The sequence below is a fragment of the Brucella sp. IR073 genome, from assembly GCF_049065735.1.
In the GTDB taxonomy this organism is placed as follows: Bacteria; Pseudomonadota; Alphaproteobacteria; order Rhizobiales; family Rhizobiaceae; genus Paramesorhizobium.
This window is the reverse complement of sequence record NZ_JBAKHD010000013.1, coordinates 24,240-46,309: the sequence shown is the minus strand read 5'-3', so window position 1 is coordinate 46,309 and position 22,070 is coordinate 24,240. Positions and strand designations below refer to the sequence as shown.

Here is a 22,070-nt window from a genome sequence, read left to right as displayed (position 1 = left end):
GGCGTCTGCGAGACGCTCGCCGAAAGCGGGGCGGAAATCCTGCTCGTGCCCAATGGCTCGCCCTATTATCGCGGCAAGGTGGAGGTGCGCCATCAGACGGCGATCAGGCAGGTGATCGAAACCGGGCTGCCGCTCGTCTTCGCCAACCAGGTGGGTGGGCAGGATGAGCTCGTCTTCGACGGCGCGTCCTTCGGCATCCATGCCGACAAGTCGCTGGCCTTCCAGATGTCGGAGTTCGAGGAACAGCTGGCCGTCACCACATGGAAGCGGGAGGAGAGCGGTTGGGTTTGCGTCGACGGGCCGATGTCGAATATTCCTGAGAAGGAAGAGGCCGATTATCTCGCCTGCATGCTGGGCCTGCGTGATTATGTGAATAAGAACGGCTTCAAGAATGTCGTGCTTGGGCTTTCGGGCGGCATCGACTCGGCGCTGTGTGCGGCGCTTGCCGTCGATGCGCTGGGCGAGGAGCGGGTCCATGCGGTGATGCTGCCATACCACTATACCTCGAAGGATTCGCTTGAGGATGCGGAGGATTGCGCCCGCGCGCTCGGCACCCGCTATGACATCGTGCCGATCCATGCGCCGGTGGAAGGGTTCATGCAGGCGCTCGAGCCTTTGTTCGCGGGCACCAAAGAGGACACGACCGAGGAGAATTTGCAGAGCCGGGCGCGCGGAACCATCCTGATGGCGATCTCGAACAAGTTCGGCTCGATGGTAGTGACGACGGGCAACAAATCCGAGATGTCGGTGGGCTATGCCACGCTTTATGGCGATATGAATGGCGGCTTCAACCCGATCAAGGATCTCTACAAGATGCAGGTCTATGCCTTGGCCCGGTGGCGCAATGAAAATGTGCCGCCCACGGCGCTTGGGCCCTCCGGCACCGTCATTCCGCAGAATATCATCGACAAGGCCCCTTCGGCGGAGCTGCGCGAAAACCAGACGGACCAGGATTCGCTGCCGCCCTATCCGGTACTCGACGATATTCTCGAATGCCTTGTCGAGAACGAAATGGGCGTGGCAGACATTGCGGCGCGGGGCTACGATCCCGAGCTGGTGCGGCGTATCGAGCATCTGCTGTTTCTTGCCGAATACAAGCGGCGGCAATCGGCGCCGGGGGTGAAGATCACAAAGAAGAATTTCGGACGCGATAGGCGTTATCCTGTTACGAACCGGTTCCGGGACCGTGCATAATTAAGGTATAATATGACCATAACCGTTCGTTTCGCTCCGTCGCCGACGGGTTATATCCATATCGGCAATACGCGCACGGCGCTGTTCAACTGGCTGTTCGCGCTAAAAAATGATGGCCGGTTCATCCTTCGTTTCGATGATACGGATGTCGAGCGCTCCAAGACCGAATATGCCGAGGCTATAGCGAGCGATCTCGAATGGCTCGGCATCGCGCCCGCCCGCGTGGAATATCAGTCGAAACGCTTCGCCATTTACGACGCCGCGGTGGAGAAGCTCAAAAAGGCAGGGCTGCTTTATCGCTGCTATGAGACGGCGGAAGAGCTGGAACGCCGGCGGAAGCTTCGCCTGGCGCGCCGGTTGCCGCCGGTCTATGGGCGCGAGGCGCTGAAGCTGACCGATGCGGAGCGGGCTGCCTTGGAGGCGGAGGGCCGCAAGCCGCATTGGCGCTTCCTGCTGCCGAATTTCAAGACCGACCCGTTTTCGCCAGAGCGCACGGAGGTGCATTGGGATGATCTGGTGCGCGGGCCGCAGACCGTCGATCTCGCCTCGATGTCGGACCCGGTGCTGGTGCGCGAGGACGGCACATACCTCTACACGCTGCCATCCGTCGCAGACGATATCGACATGGGCATCACCCATATCATACGAGGCGATGACCACGTCACCAATACCGGCGCGCAGATCGCGCTGTTCCGGGCGCTGGGCGCGGAGCCGCCTGAGTTCGGGCATCATAATCTGCTGACGACCATTTCGGGCGAGGCACTCTCCAAGCGCTCGGGTGCTCTCTCGGTCGGCTCATTGCGCGAGGCGGGCTATGAGCCGATGGCAATTGCTTCGCTGGCGGTCCTGATCGGCACGTCGGAGAATGTGATGGCGGCGCCGGATATGGCTGCGCTGGCTGGGCATTTCGATCCGGCTGCGACATCCAAATCATCGGCGAAATTCGACCCTGCCGAACTCGACACGCTCAACCGCGCGCTCATCCATACGCTTTCGTTCGAGGACGTGGCGGCGCGGCTTGCGGCGCTGGGGATAGAGGGCGACAAGGCAGAAGCGTTCTGGCTTGCCGTGCGCGGCAATCTCGACCGGGTGAGCGATGCGGCGCAGTGGTGGCGGATCGTCCATGACGGTCCCGAGACCGCGCCGGAGCTTTCAGCCGAAGACCTCGACTTCGTGCGGGAAGCGTTCGATCTCCTGCCGCCCGAGCCTTGGGGCCGCGAGACCTGGAAGGTCTGGACCGGCGCGGTGAAGGATAAGACCGGGCGCAAGGGCAAGGCGCTGTTCATGCCGCTGCGCCTGGCGCTTACCGGGCTTCACTCCGGCCCGGAGCTCGCAGACCTTTTGCCTCTTGCCGGTCGGGAAAGAACGTTGGCCCGACGACCCTGACACGCGCCCCGCTCGCGCCGGATATGGCGCCCGGATCTTTTTCCGTCAGCCTGATCAGGTCTTCCCGGTTAAGGCCGCCTTCGGTGTTGAGCACCGTTTCGGGATCGGCCGCCGGGTCAGGGCGCGGGCGCGGAATGCCGATGAAGGGCGACATTTTGGCCGGAGCTGCGTCGCCCTTGCGGCTGTCTTCGCCGGGCGTTTCCTTGCTCTTCAGAAGGTCCTCGGTGCCCTCGACGGGATGGCTCTGACGCGTCGCCGCCTGGCAGCTGCAGCCGGGTGTTGCCGCCAGCTTGCGGTAATTGAAGGCCGTCGGCAGGTCCGTATAGGGCGTGTCGTTTTCCGCCGAAACCATGTCCTCCGAGTCCCCGTCCTTGACGTTGTGGTAATAGAGTTTCACCTCGGTGCCCGGACACATTGCGGAGCACGCGCTTTCGTCGCGGGCAAAAAATTTCTTGTTCGTGGAGAAGGAGATGGGGAAATAATAGCCATCGCAGGTGCGTACGCACAGGGTGCGCAGGCCGCCTTTGACATTATACGGCTTCACGGGCTCTGAGCCTTCATTGGTCGCCGCTATCTTTTCCATGCGCGGCTTGACCGGTTCGCTCTCGCGTTCCCACTCTCTGTCCACGGCACTTTCTCTCACGCGCGCCTGCTGACGCTCGCGGGCGCGCTCCTGCTCGCGTTCTTTCTTGAGGCGAAGCGCGGCTTTGCTGCGGGTGCGCTTGGCTGGCGCATAGGCGGTGTCGGAAAAATAGGTTTCCTCCTGGATTTGCCGCCGTTGATTGACCATTCGTTTGGAGCGTTTCTGGGAGCCGCAATCGTAAGCCTCGAGCGCGGCCATGATGCGCCTGCGCTCCGCGGGTGAGCCGGAGGAGGTGGTGCCATATCTTGCTGCCTGTTTCGCATGAGCGATCTCGGCCTGCAGCCGTGACACCTCCGCGTTGCGGCTGATGCACTCCGGCGAATAATTGGGCTGGCTGAACAATCCCCGCACGCAGCCGTCGTAGCGAGCCCATGCGCGGGCTCGTTTCAATTCATCCTGCAACTGCCTGATATCAGGGACGTAAAAACTCCGGCTGCGGCCGCTCGAGAGAAAAGCCAATTGCCGCTGCAGCTTGACGCAAACGGCGGAGGCAGCCTCGCCCTCGCGCACCGCTGCGGCAAGGGAGGCAATCGTCAGAGCCGCCACGGCAATCAGGAGAAAAAATCTGGTCATCACATCCATCACCCTGTTTCGGTAAACCCGGCAGTTGTGCTTCACCGCCTTTAAGCCCGCTCAGGCGATCCGCCCCTAGCCAAGGCCATACGCTCTTCCGAAATAGCGAGGCTTGATGGTTGTTTTCCCCGGTTGCGCGCCCCGAATCCGTGCTCCCGAATAAAAGGTAAATATAAATGGTTAACATATGGTTAACTTTAAGTATTTCCAAGGTAATGAGTATTAGCGCATTTCACTTTTTTGGTGGAAGCGATCGTGTATTCTTCCTCGTTGAGGCAGCACAGCTGTTGAGGCATGGATTCCTGTGACAAGCACAGGAATGACGGCTGCTTGGCTGTTGGCGGTCCGTTTCAAACCTTCCGTCTGGCAAGAACGGCTTTCAGTGATGCAGAACAATCTCCACCCCGTCATTCCTGTGCTTGTCACAGGAATCCATGCCTCTCCCGCTACGCTACAGCAACGGTGCCAAATGATATCCTATTGATTCCATCAGAATATGAACCGCTCTAATTCATCGCGCTACCTCACCGGGCTGGCCGGTGAGGTAGATGTAAAGCGGGTTCAGCCTTCCAGCTTTTGCGACGCCTCCACCACCGCCAGCGCGGTCATGTTGACGATGCCGCGCGAGGTGACCGACGGCGTCAGGATGTGCGCCGGGCGGGCGGCGCCTAAGAGGATCGGGCCGACGTGGAGGGCGTCGGTGACGCTTTTCACCACTGTCAGTGTGATGTTAGCGGCGTCGAGGTTCGGGAAAACCAGGAGATTGGCCTCGCCGGTCAGCCGCGAAGCCGGGAAGGCGCGCTCGCGCAGGGCTTGGCTTAGCGCGGCGTCGCCATGCATTTCGCCGTCCACTTCGAGCTCCGGATGAAGCTCGCCGAGTATGGCCGTGGCGCGGCGCATCTTCTCGGCGCTTTCGGAATCCTTGGAGCCGAAATTGGAATGCGACAGCAGCGCGGCCTTGGGTTCGATGCCGAAGCGGCGGATTTCATTGGCGGCGAGCACCGTCATCTCGGCGATTTCTTCCGCGCAAGGGTCGACGCTGACATAGGTGTCGGTCAGGAAGAGCGTGCCGCGCTGGGAGATGAGAAGGCTCAGGGCAGAGAAGTTGCGTAAGCCAGGGGCCTTGCCGATGATCTGCTTCACGAGGCGCAAATGGCGCTCGAAGCGGCCTTCGAGGCCGCAGATCATCGCATCCGCCTCGTCGCGCATGACGGCCAGCGCCGCGATGGCGGTGGAATTGGTGCGAACGATGGTGCGCGCCGTCTCGGGCGTCACGCCCTGCCTGCCGGTGAATTTCAGGAAAAGATCGACATAGTCGCGGTAGCGCGGATCGTCCTCGGGGTTGATCAGCTGGAAATCCACTCCGGCGCGGATTTTGAGGCCGTAGCGCTTGAGCCGGGTTTCCACCACTTGCGGACGGCCGATCAAGGTGGGAATGGCGATGCCTTCCTCGACGACGACCTGTGCGGCGCGCAGCACACGTTCATCCTCACCGTCCGCATAGATGACGCGCTTCTTCTCCGCGCTACGCGCGGCGGTGAAGACGGGCTTCATGACGAGGCCCGACCGGAAGACGAAGCGGTTCAGCCGGTCGAAATAGGCTTCCATATCCTCGATGGGCCGCGTGGCGACGCCGGTTTCCATCGCGGCGATGGCGACTGCGGGGGCGATGCGCAGGATCAGGCGCGGGTCGAAGGGCGAGGGGATCAAATGGTTAGGGCCGAAGATCGGCGTCTCGCCGGAATAGGCGCGCGCCACCACATCGGATGGCTCCTCGCGAGCGAGCGCTGCAATCGCGCGGACGGCGGCGAGCTTCATCTCTTCGTTGATGGCGGTGGCGCCGACATCGAGCGCGCCGCGGAAGATATAGGGGAAGCAAAGGACGTTGTTGACCTGGTTCGGGTAGTCGGAGCGACCGGTGCAGATCATCGCGTCGGCGCGGGCGCGGCGCGCTTCCTCCGGCATGATCTCCGGCGTGGGGTTGGCGAGCGCCATGATCAGCGGCTGCGGGGCCATCTGCTTGAGCAGTTCCGGCTTTAGCACGCCGGCGGCGGAGAGGCCGAGGAAGACGTCAGCGCCGCCGATGACATCGGCGAGGGTGCGGGCATCGGTCTTCTGCGCATAGACGGCTTTCCAGCGGTCCATCAGCGTGGTTCGGCCTTCATAGACCACGCCTTCGATGTCGCAGACGAAGATGTTTTCGCGCTTCGCGCCGAGCTTGACGAGCAGATTGAGGCAGGCGAGGGCCGCCGCGCCCGCGCCTGACGCGACGATCTTGGCCGAAGCGATATCCTTGCCGGCAAGCTCCAGCCCGTTCAGGATTGCAGCCGCGACGATGATGGCTGTTCCGTGCTGATCGTCATGGAAGACGGGGATCGCCATGCGGGCGCGCAACTGCTCCTCGACCTCGAAGCATTCCGGGGCCTTGATGTCCTCCAGATTGATGCCGCCGAAGGTGGGTTCCAGCGCGGCCACCACCTCGACCATCCGGTCGATGGTGGTTGCGTCGATCTCAATATCGAACACGTCGATATCGGCGAATTTCTTGAACAGAACCGCCTTGCCTTCCATGACAGGCTTGGAGGCGAGGGGGCCGATATTGCCGAGGCCCAGCACGGCGGTGCCATTGGAAATAACAGCGACGAGATTGCTTCGCGCCGTATATTCGGCAGCGGTGGCAGGGTCGGCATGGATGGCGAGGCAGGGCGCGGCGACGCCGGGTGAATAGGCAAGCGCGAGGTCGCGCTGGTTGCCGAGCGGTTTGGTCGGCTGGATTTCCAGCTTGCCGGGCTTGGGATAGCGGTGGAAGAACAGCGCAGCTTCATCGAAATCGGAAAAGGCGGGTTTAACGGGTTTGCTCATTTTATTCGCTTCCGGTCAAAAGGCGCTGGGATAGGCGCCGCCGTCGATGATCAGATTTTGGCCGGTTATATAGCCGGCCTGGGCGGAACAGAGAAATGCGCAGGCCTGCCCGAATTCCTCAGGTTGTCCGAAGCGGCGAGCGGGAATTTCGCTCATGCGTTTTTGTGCTGCTTCATCCGGGGCAATGCCTGCCTTCTCGGCTCCGAAGCGGATGCCGCTGCGCAAGCGGTCCGTATCGAAGGCGCCGGGAAGGATGTTGTTGATCGTCACATTGTCCTTGGCGACCGTACGGGCAACGCCGGCGAGGAAGGATGTGAGGCCTGCGCGAGCGCCGGAGGAAAGATCGAGGCCGGGGATAGGCTTATAGACCGAGGTGGAGGTGATGTTGACGATGCGGCCGAACCGGCGCGCCACCATGCCGTCGATGACTGCCTTGATGAGCTCGAGCGGGGTCACCATGTTCTGCGTCACGCCGTCGAGGATCGCCTGGCGGTCGAGCTCGCGGAAGTCGCGGTGTGGCGGTCCGCCATTGTTGTTGACGAGGATATCGGGCTCGGGGCAGGCGGCGAGCAAGGCCTTCTGGCCCTCCGGCGTCGCGACATCGGCCACCACCGCCGTCACCGATACGCCGAAGCGGCGCAGTTCCTGAGCCGTGCTTTCCAGCACGGCCACATCGCGGCCATTGATGACAAGATCGCATCCGGCTTCCGCAAGCGCCGCGGCGCAGGCCTTACCCAGCCCTCTGCTCGACGCGCAGACGATGGCCTTGCGGCCCTTGAGTCCCAATTCCATGGCAATGCACTCCTTGTTACAGGCTTCATAGGCCAAAGAGCGCGCTTTGCAAATAAACCCATGCGTTCGTTTTGCCGCATATGTGGTACTGAAGGGTGTTTCAACTGGGGAAATCGGAGGATAGCGACTCGTTACGGCTAGTCTTCGCGTCGCTTGACAGCGATAGCTCCCCGCGCAGCATTAAAGAGGATCTCGTAATCGTAGAATGGCTGGACGCCACGGCTGGCGCCGGTGTCGATCCTCATCTTCGGGCAATCCATCTGCTGTTCGAGCGGTTCTTCGGGACAGTTGGGGATGCGCCCGTCGGCCAGTTGCGGCCTTCCGCCCGGGCCCCTGATGTGGTCCAGCGCCACGCGATGAAAACCGGCCACGTCGCGTTCGTCCGGGTTGATGATCAGATGTCCAGGAGCGCGCTGTCCGGGCTTCGGCAGGATGATGATCCAGCGCCGGTCGCCGTGGTCAGCGAGTGGATTGAGGGCCGCAACCCGCGCCTGTACGCCGCGCAGCGACAGGCCGAGAATCGCGTCGAAGCCCTGATACGGAATGCCGTCCCCGCCCAATCCATATTCTGCCGGGCTCAGCCTTGCGGCGGGGCAACGCGGTTTGGCATTGCTGCATTCTATAGAGCGGACAACTTGAATGGTGGCCGGTATGCGGGGGCCGGGCGTGCCGATCTGCGCCTTTGTCCATGCGAGCGGCCCGGTCAGCACGACGCCGCTCTGGAAGTCGTATCTTCTAACTATGCCGGTCGGCTCATATTGATGGGGCGCGAGCGCCCGCGACAGCACGCGCAAGCCGAAGGAGCCGGTGTCGAGCATTGCGGCCATCGGCCTGCCATCGCCGATGCGGACAGGAACGGTGAACCGCACATTGCCATCAGGCAGGACATGCGCCGTTATCGGAACGTCGAAGCGCCGGGCGGCAAGGGCCGGCAAAGGCAAGAGCATGAGGGCGGCTGCGATGATAGCCGTCAGGCGGCCCGATCGCGATTGTCTGCGCCCGAATTTCCAGCGAACCGAAGCATTCATCCTGGGGGCACTCCAGCATGGAAGACGAAGCAATAAGCTTTATTTCTGGGGCGTTTTTAGGGCGGGCCAATGGGGGAAGCCCATTACGCAAGGCAGCGAATAGGTGTAAAGGGAGCCGTCCCAAAGGCGGGATTCCCCGCTCCATCCTTACCCGCGCAGGTCCGGTTCCACCTGGCCTGCGTCGCTTCGAATCAGGCATTTTCCCGTGCGCAGTTCACTCTCCGCGAACCCCGAGCTTTCGTCTTCATCGCAGCTTAACGCCTTCCAACTCACGCTCGTCATTCTGGCGCTTGCTTGCGGCGGTTTTGGAATAGGAACCGGGGAATTCGCGATCATGGGGCTGCTGCCCGATGTGGCGCGCAGCTTCGGCGTGACCCTGCCGGAAGCGGGCTATGCCATCAGCGCCTATGCGCTGGGCGTGGTGATCGGCGCGCCTATCATCGCCATGATCGGGGCGGGGCGCTCGCGCCGGACATTGCTGCTGGTCCTGATGGGGGTGTTTGCTGCCGGAAACCTCTTCAGCGCCATCGCTCCGTCTTTCTCCACCTTCATCATTCTGCGCTTTGTGACCGGCTTGCCGCATGGCGCCTATTTCGGTGTCGCCGCGCTGGTGGCCGCTTCGCTGGTGCCGCTCGACAGGCGGGCAAGGGCCGTCGGCTATGTGATGCTGGGCCTGACCGTCGCAACCCTTATCGGCACGCCGGCGATGGCGCTTTTCGGGCAGGTTCTCGACTGGCGCGTCATGTTCTTTTCGGTGGGCGCGATTGGCATCGTCACTATCGTCCTGCTGTTCCTCTATCTGCCGCGCGACACCAGCCAAGGGCGCGCCGGAGTCTTGCGGGAACTCGCTGCCTTTACCCACCCGCAAGTGCTGTTGACCTTGGCGGTGGCGGCAAGCGGTTTCGGCGGGATGTTCTCTATCTTTAGCTATATCGCGGCGACGGCAACGGAAGTCGCCGCGATGCCGGTGGCGATGGTGCCTGTCATCATGGCGTTGTTTGGTCTGGGCATGAATGCAGGCAATCTCGTTGGCACCCGCTTCGCCGACCGTTCGCTGATGGGAACGATCTTTGGAATGCTGCTGTTCAACGTCGCCGTCATGGCCATGTTCGGCCTGACGGCGGCGAGCCCGATTCTGCTATCGCTCGCCGTCTTCCTCGTCGGCTGCACCTTCGCGGCAGGCCCGGCCATCCAGACCCGGCTCATGGATGTGGCGCGGGACGGTCAGACGCTCGCCGCCGCCTCCATGCATTCCGCCTTCAACATTGCCAACGCACTTGGCGCCTGGCTGGGTGGACTGGTGATCGCTCATGGATATGGCTACGCGGCCACCGGCTATGTCGGCGCTGCCCTTTCAGTGCTGGGACTCGGCGTTTTCGCCGTTTCCTATGCCTTGGATAAGAGAAGCCAGGGAGCTTGATCTCGCCTATTGCCGCGCTGCAATTGCCGCTGCCGCGCCGCCAATGCACAGGGCTGCGCCGCGGTTCATAATTTTCAGCGCTTTCGGAGATTGGAAGCTGCGTCGGGCGCGGGCTCCGACCAGCGCGAAAGGATATTGCGTAACCGTCAGGATCACGGCGCTCAGCGCTATGAGTGCGAAGGCGTCGGACCATTGCAGTGTGGCGATGTCGATAACGGTGGGCAGGATCGACACGTAGAAGAGAACCGATTTGGGGTTGCCGACCGTGATCAGAATCCCCGAGAGCAGGCTGCTTCCGCTGCGCTGCGCCATGGCCGGCCCGGCTTCCTCGACCTCCGGCTTGGCGCGCCAGAATTGCACGGCGAGGAAACAGAGATAGGCGACACCTGCCCATTTTATGACGATGAGCAACCCTGTGAAAACCTCCGCCACATAGGCGAGCCCCGCCAGCGCCATCGCAAGATAAAGAAGGTCGCCAATCACCATGCCCGCTGTCAGCCAGGCGGCCGGTTTATAGCCAAAGCGAACCGACTGGGCGACGATGGCGACAATTTGCGGTCCCGGAATGATCGCGGCAATCGCAAGAGCGGTGGAAAAAGCAACGAAGCCTGAAAGTGTCACGCATAGCTCCTGCGTATGGAAGTTTTCGAGCTCCTCCTCGATATGTTTGCGGTACTTTCAATCGCGGTGGAAATCAAGGCGGGCGAGGGACCCGAAAGGCGCCGTCATACGCTTGTGACATGAATCGGCTTTTAGTCATGCCAAATATTGAACCATCAAAAGACGGACGGAGTTGGAGATGGGCAAGCAGGCGGATGACGAGGCGAAGAAATACCGCACGTTGTTCATCTCGGACGTGCATCTGGGATCGAAGGGCGCGAAAGCAGATTTCCTGCTCGATTTCCTGCGCTTTCACGATGCGGAGACCATCTATCTCGTCGGCGACATCGTTGATGGATGGCGGCTGCGGCGCAATTGGCATTGGCCACAGGAGCATAATGACGTGGTGCAGAAGCTCCTGCGCAAGAGCCGCAAGGGCGCCAGCATCATCTATATCGCCGGCAATCACGACGAATTCCTGCGCGATTTTCAGGGCACGCATTTCGGTGGCATCGAGGTGATGGATCGCACGATCCACGAAACCGCGGATGGGCGCAAATTCCTGGTCATCCATGGCGACCAGTTCGATGTGGTGGTGCGTAATGCGCGCTTCATCGCCTATCTCGGCGACTGGGCCTATGACGCGGCCATTGCCTTCAACACAGTCATGAACAAGGTGCGCCGCCTGCTGGGCCTTCGCTACTGGTCGTTCTCGCAATGGGCGAAGTTCCGCGTCAAGAAGGCGGTCAATTTCATCGGCGCGTTTCAGGACATTGTCTCTGAGGAGGCGCGGCGCGCGGGTGTGGACGGCGTCATCTGCGGCCATATTCACCACGCCACGATCGAGACCATTGGCGGCGTCGAATATATCAACACCGGCGATTGGGTGGAGAGTTGCACGGCAGTGGCCGAACATTTCGACGGGACGATGGAGCTGATCTCGTGGACGCATCTCATCGGCGAGAAGGCCGGATTCGCGCCGGTCATCGATCTCCAAGACCGCCGTCCGGCGGCGCGCTCCCTGCCAAGGCCGGCAAACGTGGCTTGATGAAGCGCCTTATCATCGTCACCGACGCCTGGCATCCGCAAGTGAACGGGGTCGTCAGGACGCTGACTCATATGCGCGACCTGATGACGGCGCGCGGCTATGCGGTGACGATCCTATCGCCATCCGATTACCGCTCGATCCCGTGCCCGACTTATCCGGAAATCCGGCTGGCGCTGACTCATCCCGGCGCCGTGCGCGCCGCGCTCGCCAAACTCCAGCCGGCCTATGTGCATATCGCGACCGAAGGGCCGCTCGGCATCATGGCCCGGCGCGCCTGCCTCAAGAATGGCTGGCACTTCACCACCAGTTTCCACACCCGCTTTCCGGAATATCTTTCCGAGCGGTTTCCGGTGGTGCCGCTGTCATGGTCCTACGGGTTTCTGCGGCGCTTTCATAACGCCGCCGCCTGCACGCTGGTGCCGACGCCGTCGATCCGGGACGAGCTTGCCGCGCGCGGCTTTACGCATCTTAAAGTCTGGACGAGGGGCGTCGACCGTGCCTTGTTCAAGCCGCGCGCGCGGGTCGATCTCGGCCTGCCGCATCCGGTCTTTCTTTGCGTCGGGCGTGTTGCGCCGGAAAAGAACCTCCCGGCCTTCCTCTCGCTCGATCTGCCGGGAACGAAGCTGGTCGTCGGCGACGGGCCGGTGCTGGAAGAGATGAAGGCTCGTTTTCCCGATGCCGTCTATGTGGGCAAGAAGGAAGGCAAGGAGCTTGCCCGCTATTATGCCGGGTCGGATGTGTTCGTGTTTCCCAGCCGGACCGACACGTTCGGGCTGGTGCTGCTGGAGGCCATCGCCAGCGGTCTGCCCGTGGCGGCCTTTCCGGTGCCCGGCGCGAAGGACGTGATCGGCGCGACGGGGGCAGGGGTGTTGTCCGAGGACTTACGCGAAGCCTGCCTCGAGGCTTTGAAGATGGGCCGCGTCGATCCCGATGCGGCGCTCAAGGAATTCACCTGGGAGCATTGCGCCGATATTTTTGAGCGGGCGCTGACGCCGGTGATGGAGGGGAACGACGCGGAAGTGGCGTGAGTATAAGGGAGTAAGGGAATAAGTGAGTAGGGAGCGTTTCGTATCTGCCTTACGCATTTACTTTCCTATTCCCTTTCCTTTTAAAACTGCTTCCCGATCAGCCCGTCCACCGACTGCCGGTTCGCGCCGCGGATGACGAAGAAGAACAGGATCGCCGTCCAGAGAATGGATTTCTCAGCGCCGGAATATCCTTGACCCTGTACGCCCCAATGGAACCAGACGGTGACAAGGAGCACGATCATTGCCGCGAAGGCGGCTGGGCGGGTGAAAAGGCCTATGGCGATGAGGATGCCGCCGAAGAACTCCGTTGCCGAAAGCAGCGGGGACCAGAAGGCGCCGGGGTAGAAGCCGAGGCTCTCCACCATGCCGCTTGCGCCGAACGGGTTCATGATCTTGCCATAGCCATGGGTCACCAATGCGCCGCCGCCGATGACGCGCAGCAAGGTTTCGGCAAAAGTGTGCAGCGACGAATAAAGGCCGCCGAGGGCCGGAATGAAAAGTCTCTGGTTATCGGTATGATGGCTCACGGTTGTTTCCTCAAAAAAGTGAATCAGTGCCGCCTATCCATGCAACGCGACGATCAATAAAACATGACAATCGGCCCCAAGTAAAATTATTTTGATCAGCAAAGCCTTAAATGGCATTACCCTGGCCGCATTTGTGCGCGCAAACCAATTCCGTTTGGCTGCGGAGTGCTAAAAGTCTCGATCAGAATCGAAAGACTCTATAAGAATAAGAACATGTTGACCGAAGTTGCGGACGAAGCAAGCGCCGCCCCCGACACGACACCCAGGATCGAGGTGACGCATTCCGCCACCGGCGCGACGATTGCGCTCAGCGGGCGCTGGACGTCGCATAGCGTCCATCTGGTCGATGGCACGATGCGCAAGCTGCAGGGCGAACAGGGCTTTTCGAGCGCAACAATCGACCTTTCCGATGTCGTCGGTCTCGACACGGCAGGCGCTTGGCTGATCGAGCGGTTGAGTCACGCTCTTCGGGCGCGGGATGTGGAGGTGAAGCTGCAGGGGCGGCGCGAGGCTTGGAAGCCGCTGCTCTCGGCGGTCGGCGAGGCGGTGGACCGCGAGGCTCAGGACAGGCCGCCGAAGCCGCCCTTTTTCATCATCGGCATGCTGGAGGCGCTGGGTAAGCTTACCTATTCCGCCCGGGATGATTTCCTGATGGCGATGCATATTCTGGGCGCGACCATTCGCGGGTCCCAGATGAAGCTGGGACGGGGCAATGGCATCAGCATAGCTCCCATCGTCAACCAGCTTGATCGCATGGGCGTCGGAGCGGTGCCGATCATCGTGCTGATGTCGGCGATCGTAGGCGGCATCGTCGCGCAGCAGGGCGCATTCCAGCTGCGCTATTTCGGGGCGGAAATCTTCGTCATCGATCTGGTCGGCATTCTGGTGTTGCGCGAACTGGGCGTGCTTCTCACCGCCATCATGGTGGCGGGACGCTCGGGCAGTGCAATCACAGCCGAAATCGGGTCGATGAAAATGCGCGAGGAGACGGACGCGCTCACCGTCATCGGGCTCAATCCCATCGGCGTCCTCGTCTTTCCCCGGCTGGTGGCGCTCGTTATTGCCCTGCCGCTTCTCACCATCGTTGCAGATCTCGCGGCGCTCGCCGGTGCGGGCTTCGTCGTGGCGACCTATTCGCACATTCCGCCGGCCGCGTTTCTGGAACGCTTGCGCGACGCCGTCGACACCTCCACCTATCTCGCGGGCCTCATCAAAGCGCCTTTCATGGCGATCATCATCGGCATCATGGCCTCGGTGGAGGGCATGAAGGTGAAGGGCAGCGCGGAATCGCTCGGGCGGCGCGTGACCGCTTCCGTCGTGAAATCGATCTTCGTCGTGATCGTCGTGGACGGGCTGTTCGCGATGTTCTATGCGGCGATCAACTTTTAGGCGGGACGGATGGCGCAAGCGATGGCAACAGAGCGGGAGGAAGCGGATTACGCCGCCGAGCCGGTGATTTCCGTGCGCGACGTTACCGTTTCGTTCGGCAGCCAGACCGTTCTCGATAAACTCTCGCTCGATGTCTATCCCGGCGAGATCCTGGGTTTTATCGGGCCATCGGGTGCGGGCAAGTCGGTGCTGATGCGCACTATTCTGGGCCTCAATCAGAAATCGTCGGGCGAGATCTGCATTTTCGGTCATGACACCGACAAGGTTTCTGACATCGAGAAGATGGAGATCGACATGCGCATGGGCGTGCTGTTCCAGCACGGCGCGTTGTTCTCCGCCCTCAACGTGCTGGAGAACATTCAGGTGCCGATGCGCGAATATCTCGACCTTTCGCCCCGGCTGATGGACGAGCTGGCACGGCTGAAGATCGATCTCGTCGGCTTGCCGCAGAATGCGGCGGAGAAGCTTCCATCCGAACTGTCGGGCGGCATGATCAAGCGCGCGGCGCTGGCGAGGGCTCTGGCGCTCGATCCGGATATCCTGTTCCTCGACGAGCCGACCTCTGGGCTTGACCCCATCGGCGCGGCGGAATTCGACGAACTGATCGCCAATTTGCGTGATACGATGGGACTGACGGTGTTCATGGTGACACACGATCTCGATAGCCTCTTCTCCGTTTGCGACCGCATTGCGGTGCTCGGTAAGAAGCGGGTTCTGGTCGATGGCACCATAGAAACCATGCTTGAGGTTGATGATCCCTGGGTGAAGGCGTACTTTCGCGGCAAGCGCGCGCGCCAGATCGACCCGTCCGCGCCGACGCGGCGGCGGGCACAGGCCCGCTAGACATGAAAGCCACTGGATAAGAGATGGAAACAAAGGCCAATTACGTTCTGGTGGGGATATTCACGCTGCTGGTGTGCCTGGCGGCGTTCGCCTTCGTCTATTGGGCCGCGCGCTATGGCGAGAACCGCGATACGGCGCCGCTCGAGATTCGCATTCCGGGCTCGGTCAGCGGTCTTTCCATCGGCAGCCCGGTCATGTTCAACGGTATCAAGGTGGGCGATGTGCGCAGGCTCACACTCGACCCGATCAATCCGAACAATGTCAATGTGCTGACCGAAGTGAACCGCACAACGCCGGTTACCCGCTCGACCAGGGCGCAGCTCGGCATTCTCAATCTTACCGGACAGGCCTATGTGGAACTGAAAGGCGGCAGCCGTAACGAGCCGAATCTTCTCGAGGAGGCGGAAAAGGCTGGCCAGGTGGCGCTCATCAATGGCGACCCCTCCGCGGTGACCAATCTTCTGGAAACGGCGCAGGATATCGCCGCCAAGGCTAATAATGTGCTCGACGGGCTGGACGCATTCATCAAGGATGTGCGCCAGCCGCTGACGCAAACAGTGGAGAATACCAAGACTTTCACCGATGCACTCGCCAAGAACTCCAAGATGCTTGACGAGCTTGCGGGCAATACCGGCGATGTGCAGCAGATCGTCAAGGACGCCCGCGAGATGATGGCGCGTCTCAATGCAGCTTCGGCGCGGGCCGACAGCGTGATGCAGAAGGTCGATGCGCTGGTTTCCGACAACGGCAAGGACAGCGTCGTGGCGCAAACCAGGGCGACGCTCCAATCCATCCAGCGCACATCCGATACGCTCAATACGCGGCTCGGGCCCATTGCCGACAATCTGCAGCGATTTTCCGGGCAGGGCCTGCGCGACGTGCAGGCGCTGGTCACCGACAGCCGCCGCTCCATCCAGCGCATAGAGCAGGCGATCACCGACCTCGAACGGGACCCGCAACGGCTCATTTTCGGTGGACAGGGCAATGTCCCGCAATATGACGCACGCAACCGGCGTTGATCCCGTTGAATTTCCATGAGATTAAGTAAACGTGAAAAGGGGCGGTCGCACTTGACGATGGTTTCACACACCGCGCGTATCGCCGGCATGGTGCTGCTGGCCGTGACTGTCGCTTCTTGCGGCACGGTTCCGCTTGACACTTTCGACCTCAACGCGTCGCGGCCGGTGGTATCGGCGAAGAGCCGCAAGAATGTGCAGATCCTGATCCAGAACCCGGCAGCGCTCAAAGCGCTGGACGGGCAGAATATCGTCGTCAATACCTCCCCCGACGAGATCGAATATCTGAAGGGCGCGCAATGGGGCGACCGGCTGCCGAGCATCGTGCAGTCGCGCTTGGTGCAGGCGTTCGACAATACCGGCCTTCTGGGTGGCGTCGGGCGTCCGGGCGAAGGCCTTGCCATCGATTATCAGATCATCACCGATATCCGCACCTTCGGCGTTGACGCTTTTGGCGGTAGGCCGATCGCGATCGTCGAGATCGGCGCCAAGGTGATGAACGATAAGAACGGTGAAATCCGCGCCACCCGCGTCTTCACCGCCTCCGTGCCGGTCAACGGCACCGGCAATGCCGCCTATGTGCAAGCTCTCAACGCCGCCTTCGACAAGGTCACTGGCGAAATCGTGAGTTGGACGCTGTCGGTGATCTGACGGTTGAGGGCGCGCTGGAAGCGGTTATGCTTCCCCTGAACGCTGAGTTGTGCGCTCTCATCTTCGACAGTCATCCCTGAATGCGAAGCGGAGCGAATCTTCGAAAGACGAGAGCGCTTGGCGATCCCACAATAAGAACAACCTGAGCGCCAGACCTCCAAACAAAAACGCGGCCCGTGAGAGCCGCGTTTTCTGCTTCAGTATCTATCCAGCTATTACCGCAACCGCCCGCTGGCATGGGCGAGCATGGTGTAGACCTTGCCGGTATCGGAGGTCAGGTAGGTCTGCGTCACCATGTTGTCGCGGTCGTTGCGGGCGACGTCTTCGATCAGGCGCTGGAAGTCGTCCATGTAACGGTCCACTGCGCGGCGAAATTCGCTGTCCGACTGGTACTTGCGCTTGATCTCGTCGAAGGTCTGCTGGCCCTTCATCGTGTAGAGGCGGCGGGTGAAGACGTTGCGCTCGCCGCGGCGGTAGCGTTCCCAGAGCTCAACCGAGGCATCGTGATCGATGGCGCGGGCGATATCCACTGAGAGCGAATTCAGCGACTCGACCACATGAGCCGGGGAACGCGACGTGCTGGGTGCGGGCGCGCGGACCGGCTCGGGCTCTTCCTCACGCGAGGCGCGTGCGAGAAGGTCGGAGACCCAGCTGCCGCTGCTGCGCGCGGCGGAGGACACCGGTGCGGGGGCGGCGCGCTCCCGGTCACGCTCGCGGCTGTTGTTCAGGACGATCTGGTCTTCCAGACCGAAGCCGCGTTCAGCCGCGCGGGGAGCCGGGGCGGGCGCTGGCGCCGGCGCAGGGCGAGGGGCCGGGCGCGAGACGGGCCGGTCGGCCTTGCTCTCACCGACATCGATGAGGCGACCCGACTTGTTGACGATCTCGGCCAGCTCACGCAGCGCGTTGATCTGCTCGGATACCGCTTTGCGCATGGCCGTGGTGGATTCCTTGGCCTGAGCGGGCATGTCGAGCACGCCGCGTTTCAGTTCGCCGCGCGTCTCGTCGAGCTCGGCGCGGATTTCCGCCGCCGTGCGGCGGATTTCGTCGGTGGCGTTGGCAAATTTCTGCGACGCCTGTTCCACCACGTCGGAGATGGTGGCGCGCAGCTGCTCCGCCGACATGCGGGTACGGCCTTCGGCGCGTTCGAATGCGGTCGAGACCAGCTTCTCGAACGAGCGCATGACATGCTCGATGCCTTCCGAGCGCTCGGTGAGGCCGGCGGCCAGTTCCTGCAGCGCATGGGCGCGTTCTTCCAGCGTGGCGGCGAGATTGTCCTGCGCCGAACCGATCATCGCATTGGCAGCGCCGAGCATGCGGCCATGTTCCTCGAAACGCTCGGCAATGCTGCTGATCTGCTTCAGCGTCTCGTTGGAGAGGCCGCTCAGCGTATTGAGATTGCCGTCGATGAGGCGGCCCGCGGAGGCAAAGGTCTGCGCCGCGCGGTTGGTGTTTTCCGCAAAGGACGATGTGGTGTCGAGAAGGCGGGTGTCGATATCGCCAAGATTGCGCGTGGCGCTGTCGATGAGGTCGCCAAGCTTGGCGTTGGAAGCCGCCAGACGGTCGATGAGCTCGCCGACATTGTCCGCAAGGCCGCTCTTGGCCTCCTGGATGGCGGAGATGGTTTCCGCCGTGCGGCTGGCGAGCGCGCTGACGAGCGCCGCATTTTCGGCCCGCAGCCGGTCGGTCGCGGCATGGGTGGCTTCCTCCAGCTGGGTGGCGAGGCCGCGGCCACTGTCGGCAAGGCGCTCGACCAGCGGTTCCGCCGTGTCGGCGAGAATGCGGGTGATCTCCTGCGAGCGGGCGGCGAGCACGGCATTGAGCTCGCGGGTGCGTTCTTCCAGCGTGGCGGAGGTGCTTTCCGTCACGTGGTTGATGCGGGCCTCGATGGAGCCGAGCTCGGTGGCGACGCGCGAGCCGATCTCGCCCAGATTCATGGCGATGGCATCGGCGCGCTCGTTGAGGCGGGCTTCCGTCGCGCTCAGATTCTCGATGAGATGGCTGCTGAAGAACTCGCCATAGCCGTCGAGCGCCTCGCCGGCCTTCGCGGCCTCGGCGGAAAGCGTGCCGGCTGCCTCGACGATCTTTTCGCGCAGCGCGCCGGCAACCACCTGCGCGCTCTGCTCCAGCGACTTGCGCACATTGTCGACGCCGATGGTAAGCGCCTTCTGCATGGTCGAGGTACGCTCGTCGATGACGCCGGTCTGCTCGTCGAAGACCCGGCTGATGGCTATGCTGCTTTCGCCGATGGTCTGCTGCAGCATGGCCGTGCGCTGCTCGAGGATTGTATTCTGATCCATAAGCGTTTCGCCAAGCGTCTCGGCAGTCTGGGCGAGGGCGGAACGGATTTCCGCGGCGCGGTCTTCAAGCAGGCGCTCATGGCCGCCGAGCGTATCGGCAATGACGGCCTGGTTCTGTGCAAGCACCGAGCCGAAGCCTGCCGTGCGCTCGTCGAGGGCTCGGGCGTGCTCACTGAGGCTTGCATCCAGCATGTCGCGGCTTTGGCCCAGCGTCGCGCGGATTTCGGCGGTGCGTTCCTCCAGCGCGCGGGCGAGCCCGTCCTGGCCGGCGACGAGAACGCCATGCACGTTCAGGGTCTTCTCGTCGATGGTGCGGGCAATCGCATCCTCGCTGCCGCTGAGGATTTCGCGAATGCCACGAGCGCGCTCGTCGAGCGCCTGAACGAGCGCCTGCTGGCTCTCGCCAAGGAGATCACGGACGCCATGGGTGTGCTGATCGATGGAGCGGGCATAGGTTTCGAAAGCGTTCTGCAGAACGGCGTCGTTTTCCGCCAGCGCGGCACGCAGGCCCACGACGCGGTCGTCGAGCAGGCTGCCATGCCTTTCGAAAGTCTGATCTAGGAGCGCGCTGTTTTCGGCAATCGCGGCGCGGACCGCGGCGGTGCGTTCCTCGAGCAGAGAGGCATGGCGCTCGGTAACACCGTCGAGCATCGCCGCGCTTCCAGCCACCGCATCCTGGATGCGGTTGGTGTGGGTGGCGAGCGTGTCGGTATGATCGCGGATGATGGCCGAGACGCGGTCCGTTTCGCCGGCGAGCGAGGCGGCGAGCGCGTTGCGGCCCTCGGCGAGCTGGCCAGCGAAGTTCAGGGCCTTTTCGTTGAGCAGGCTCGACACCGATTCGGCAATGCCGGAGAGGTCGCTCGAAATCCGCGTCTTGGTCTCGTCCATGACTTCGCTGATCGTCGTGCGGCCTTCGGAGAAGGTTTCGGCGATTTCGCGGGTACGGGCGATGAGGTTCTCATTGATCTGACGAGCACGCGCTTCCAGCGCCGCGTTGAGCTTCTCGGTGCTGGCGTCGAGCGACTGGGCGCGGGTCTCGAATTCGTTGAGGAGGGAGTGTCCGCGCTCGGCCAGCGTACTGTCGAGGGCCGCAAGGCGGGCGTCGAACTCGCTCACCATGTTCTGGGTGGTGTCGCCCAGCAGCGAGGCGATGCTGCCGGTGCGCCGGTCGAGCACGTCTGCGAGCGTGGACACCACCGTCTCGGTCTGTGCACCAAGGGTGGCGATGCGGGTATCGAGCACATTGGTCAGCGCTTCGCCTGACGCGGCGATGCGGGACGAAACGTCATTGGCGCGCGTGTCGATGGCGACTGTGATGGAATTGCCGCTGTCATTGAGGCGATCCACCAAATTGTCGCCGGAGCGCATCATCTGCTCGGTCAGTTGCGACGTTGCCCCTGCGACGCTTTCGCGGATGGCGTTGGTGGCGACGGACAGCTCTTCCTTCAGGTGCTCATGCGCACCGGAAATCGAGGAGCGAACCCGCTCGGCGTGAGTCAGAACGGCCTCGCGCTCATTGCCGAGTTCGCTGACCAGCGTGCGGATGCGGATTTCGTTGTCGGTATAGGCGCGCTCGAGCTCGTTGACCTCGGTCTGCACAAGGGTTTCCAGCTCGACGGCGCGGGCGAGGGTGCGCTCGATGCCCTCGCTCATCGCCGCCACTTCGCGGCGCACTGCCTGGCCCAGAGTTACCACGCGCTCGCCGGCCACCGATTCGGGCTCGGCAAGGCGCAAGGCTGCTTCGGTCATGGTGCGCGCGGCGAACTGCATTTCCTGCGCGCGGCGCAGCATGTGGGCAAAGCCCCAGAACATCAGGACTGGAACGGCAATGCCGGTTGCGACGGCAAGACCCGCAGGGGACGTGAAGAAATTGCTGAGCGCCCCGGCCGAGGTAAGGCCGGACGGGCTTAGCGAATGGCCGACGGCAAGGCCTCCAGCGGTCCAGAGCGCGGAGAGAGCCGTGGTTGTCCAGTAAATGCGGTTCGACGGGCGTTGCGCCAGCCCGCGCGGAAGCGCGCCTTCGCGCCGAAGATCGTCATTGGCGGGCGTGAGCGAAGCCGCCTTGGGCTGGGTTTCGGCAGATTTGGTCAGGAAAGCGGGCGGCTCGCCCATCGGCTCCGCCTTCGGCGCGGACGCTGCCGACATCTCCGAAACGGGCGCCGCCGTCACACGGGGCGGGGCGGGCGGCGGAGGAGGCGCGGCGACATCGGCCGGCGCCGTGGGCGCGGGCTGCTTCTTCGCGATATCCGCGGCGGCGCTTTCCGTGGCGCGAATTGGCCGGGCCGGAGAGGCGGGCGCTTCCTTCTTCTCATTGGCGAGCTCGGCAGCAGCGCGCGAGATCTGCTCCTCGAGATCGGACAGCGAGAAATTTTCATCGAGCGAGCCGAGGTTCATGTCGATTCCCAGGTCATCGTCGAAATCGAAATCGAGAGCTTTTTCCAGCGCTTCCTCGACTTCGAGGTCGATCTTCTCCGCCTTGGTCTTTGGGGCCATCACCGTTACTTACCTCGTACTCACGCTGATGCGCATCGGCGCGGATGCTGCATCGGACTCTATCAACGCCACCCTGCATCGTACCGGCTGATTTACCGGAATGAAACAGCTGAATTCGCAACTGCTTAAAAGTTTAAATACAGGGTTAACGCGCTTGGCCGCTAGGGCCTCGTTCTGCAATTCACATCATTCGACATAAGGCTCCGGACGCACTTCCAGATCGAGCCGGCGCCGAGACCTTATAAAACTCAAGTCCCTTGCGATTACGCACTGTTAACCA

At 62.3% G+C, this 22,070-nt stretch carries 16 protein-coding genes; 9 read left to right on the top strand and 7 right to left on the bottom strand.

Annotated elements, in window-relative coordinates; translation table 11 throughout:
- On the top strand, nucleotides 1-1,194 hold a 1,194-nt coding region (locus tag ACOWVG_RS18470; protein ID WP_420963828.1), incomplete at its 5' end, for an NAD+ synthase.
- A gap of 12 nt (nucleotides 1,195-1,206) precedes the next feature.
- Entirely contained in the window at nucleotides 1,207-2,580 is a 1,374-nt protein-coding gene (gene gltX, locus ACOWVG_RS18465; protein ID WP_420963827.1) for a glutamate--tRNA ligase, read from the top strand.
- On the opposite strand, the gene ACOWVG_RS18460 is transcribed toward gltX, so the two are convergent.
- The 4 genes from ACOWVG_RS18460 to ACOWVG_RS18445 form a co-directional block, all read right to left on the bottom strand.
- The gene (locus ACOWVG_RS18460; protein ID WP_420963826.1) at nucleotides 2,498-3,796 is read right to left on the bottom strand and encodes a DUF2865 domain-containing protein; all 1,299 of its coding nucleotides are present in this window, start codon (nucleotides 3,794-3,796) and stop codon (nucleotides 2,498-2,500) included. The genes gltX and ACOWVG_RS18460 overlap by 83 nt on opposite strands.
- 561 nt (nucleotides 3,797-4,357) lie before the next feature.
- On the bottom strand, nucleotides 4,358-6,658 hold the full coding sequence (locus ACOWVG_RS18455; protein ID WP_420963825.1) for an NADP-dependent malic enzyme: 2,301 nt from the start codon (nucleotides 6,656-6,658) through the stop codon (nucleotides 4,358-4,360).
- A 15-nt stretch (nucleotides 6,659-6,673) separates the two neighbouring features.
- Complete coding sequence (locus tag ACOWVG_RS18450) at nucleotides 6,674-7,450, bottom strand: SDR family oxidoreductase (protein ID WP_420963824.1); 777 nt, start codon at nucleotides 7,448-7,450, stop codon at nucleotides 6,674-6,676.
- A gap of 137 nt (nucleotides 7,451-7,587) precedes the next feature.
- Nucleotides 7,588-8,478, bottom strand: coding sequence for a hypothetical protein (locus ACOWVG_RS18445; protein WP_420963823.1), 891 nt, complete (start codon nucleotides 8,476-8,478; stop codon nucleotides 7,588-7,590).
- A 205-nt stretch (nucleotides 8,479-8,683) separates the two neighbouring features.
- Here ACOWVG_RS18445 and ACOWVG_RS18440 point away from each other — a divergent pair, with 205 nt between their 5' ends.
- The gene (locus ACOWVG_RS18440) at nucleotides 8,684-9,898 is read left to right on the top strand and encodes an MFS transporter (protein ID WP_420963822.1); all 1,215 of its coding nucleotides are present in this window, start codon (nucleotides 8,684-8,686) and stop codon (nucleotides 9,896-9,898) included.
- Between the two features lie 6 nt (nucleotides 9,899-9,904).
- Here the strand turns inward: ACOWVG_RS18440 and ACOWVG_RS18435 are convergent, their stop codons facing one another.
- Nucleotides 9,905-10,519 (bottom strand): LysE family translocator, encoded by a 615-nt coding sequence (locus ACOWVG_RS18435; protein ID WP_420963821.1) that lies wholly within the window; start codon nucleotides 10,517-10,519, stop codon nucleotides 9,905-9,907.
- Nucleotides 10,520-10,697: 178 nt separating this feature from the next.
- On the opposite strand from ACOWVG_RS18435, the gene ACOWVG_RS18430 reads away from it, so the two are divergent.
- Nucleotides 10,698-11,546: a UDP-2,3-diacylglucosamine diphosphatase gene (locus ACOWVG_RS18430; protein WP_420963820.1), complete on the top strand. Its 849-nt coding sequence runs from the start codon at nucleotides 10,698-10,700 to the stop codon at nucleotides 11,544-11,546.
- Entirely contained in the window at nucleotides 11,546-12,574 is a 1,029-nt protein-coding gene (locus tag ACOWVG_RS18425; RefSeq protein WP_420963819.1) for a glycosyltransferase family 4 protein, read from the top strand. The genes ACOWVG_RS18430 and ACOWVG_RS18425 overlap by 1 nt, the downstream gene beginning before the upstream one ends.
- 80 nt (nucleotides 12,575-12,654) lie before the next feature.
- Here ACOWVG_RS18425 and ACOWVG_RS18420 read toward each other — a convergent pair whose 3' ends face one another.
- On the bottom strand, nucleotides 12,655-13,101 hold the full coding sequence (locus tag ACOWVG_RS18420) for a DoxX family protein (protein WP_420963817.1): 447 nt from the start codon (nucleotides 13,099-13,101) through the stop codon (nucleotides 12,655-12,657).
- Nucleotides 13,102-13,314: 213 nt separating this feature from the next.
- On the opposite strand from ACOWVG_RS18420, the gene ACOWVG_RS18415 reads away from it, so the two are divergent.
- The 4 genes from ACOWVG_RS18415 to ACOWVG_RS18400 are packed head-to-tail and all read left to right on the top strand — an operon-like array spanning nucleotide 13,315 to nucleotide 17,000.
- Complete coding sequence (locus ACOWVG_RS18415) at nucleotides 13,315-14,490, top strand: MlaE family lipid ABC transporter permease subunit (protein ID WP_420963816.1); 1,176 nt, start codon at nucleotides 13,315-13,317, stop codon at nucleotides 14,488-14,490.
- Nucleotides 14,491-14,499: 9 nt separating this feature from the next.
- Nucleotides 14,500-15,333: an ABC transporter ATP-binding protein gene (locus ACOWVG_RS18410; protein ID WP_420963814.1), complete on the top strand. Its 834-nt coding sequence runs from the start codon at nucleotides 14,500-14,502 to the stop codon at nucleotides 15,331-15,333.
- Between the two features lie 23 nt (nucleotides 15,334-15,356).
- Nucleotides 15,357-16,352, top strand: coding sequence for an MlaD family protein (locus tag ACOWVG_RS18405; protein WP_420963813.1), 996 nt, complete (start codon nucleotides 15,357-15,359; stop codon nucleotides 16,350-16,352).
- Between the two features lie 57 nt (nucleotides 16,353-16,409).
- Complete coding sequence (locus tag ACOWVG_RS18400; protein WP_420963831.1) at nucleotides 16,410-17,000, top strand: ABC-type transport auxiliary lipoprotein family protein; 591 nt, start codon at nucleotides 16,410-16,412, stop codon at nucleotides 16,998-17,000.
- 215 nt (nucleotides 17,001-17,215) lie between these two features.
- Here ACOWVG_RS18400 and ACOWVG_RS18395 read toward each other — a convergent pair whose 3' ends face one another.
- Nucleotides 17,216-21,790, bottom strand: a complete 4,575-nt coding sequence (locus ACOWVG_RS18395) for a kinesin (RefSeq protein WP_420963811.1) — start codon at nucleotides 21,788-21,790, stop codon at nucleotides 17,216-17,218.
- Nucleotides 21,791-22,070 lie beyond the last annotated feature (280 nt).

Coding starts and splice junctions, on each gene's coding strand:
- ACOWVG_RS18460 (WP_420963826.1), bottom strand. CDS start 3,796: ATGACCAGATTTTTTCTCCTGATTGCCGTGGCGGCTCTGACGATTGCC.
- ACOWVG_RS18395 (WP_420963811.1), bottom strand. CDS start 21,790: ATGGCCCCAAAGACCAAGGCGGAGAAGATCGACCTCGAAGTCGAGGAA.
- ACOWVG_RS18405 (WP_420963813.1), top strand. CDS start 15,357: ATGGAAACAAAGGCCAATTACGTTCTGGTGGGGATATTCACGCTGCTG.
- ACOWVG_RS18400 (WP_420963831.1), top strand. CDS start 16,410: ATGGTTTCACACACCGCGCGTATCGCCGGCATGGTGCTGCTGGCCGTG.
- ACOWVG_RS18455 (WP_420963825.1), bottom strand. CDS start 6,658: ATGAGCAAACCCGTTAAACCCGCCTTTTCCGATTTCGATGAAGCTGCG.
- ACOWVG_RS18415 (WP_420963816.1), top strand. CDS start 13,315: ATGTTGACCGAAGTTGCGGACGAAGCAAGCGCCGCCCCCGACACGACA.
- ACOWVG_RS18425 (WP_420963819.1), top strand. CDS start 11,546: ATGAAGCGCCTTATCATCGTCACCGACGCCTGGCATCCGCAAGTGAAC.
- ACOWVG_RS18450 (WP_420963824.1), bottom strand. CDS start 7,450: ATGGAATTGGGACTCAAGGGCCGCAAGGCCATCGTCTGCGCGTCGAGC.
- gltX (WP_420963827.1), top strand. CDS start 1,207: ATGACCATAACCGTTCGTTTCGCTCCGTCGCCGACGGGTTATATCCAT.
- ACOWVG_RS18445 (WP_420963823.1), bottom strand. CDS start 8,478: ATGAATGCTTCGGTTCGCTGGAAATTCGGGCGCAGACAATCGCGATCG.
- ACOWVG_RS18430 (WP_420963820.1), top strand. CDS start 10,698: ATGGGCAAGCAGGCGGATGACGAGGCGAAGAAATACCGCACGTTGTTC.
- ACOWVG_RS18410 (WP_420963814.1), top strand. CDS start 14,500: ATGGCGCAAGCGATGGCAACAGAGCGGGAGGAAGCGGATTACGCCGCC.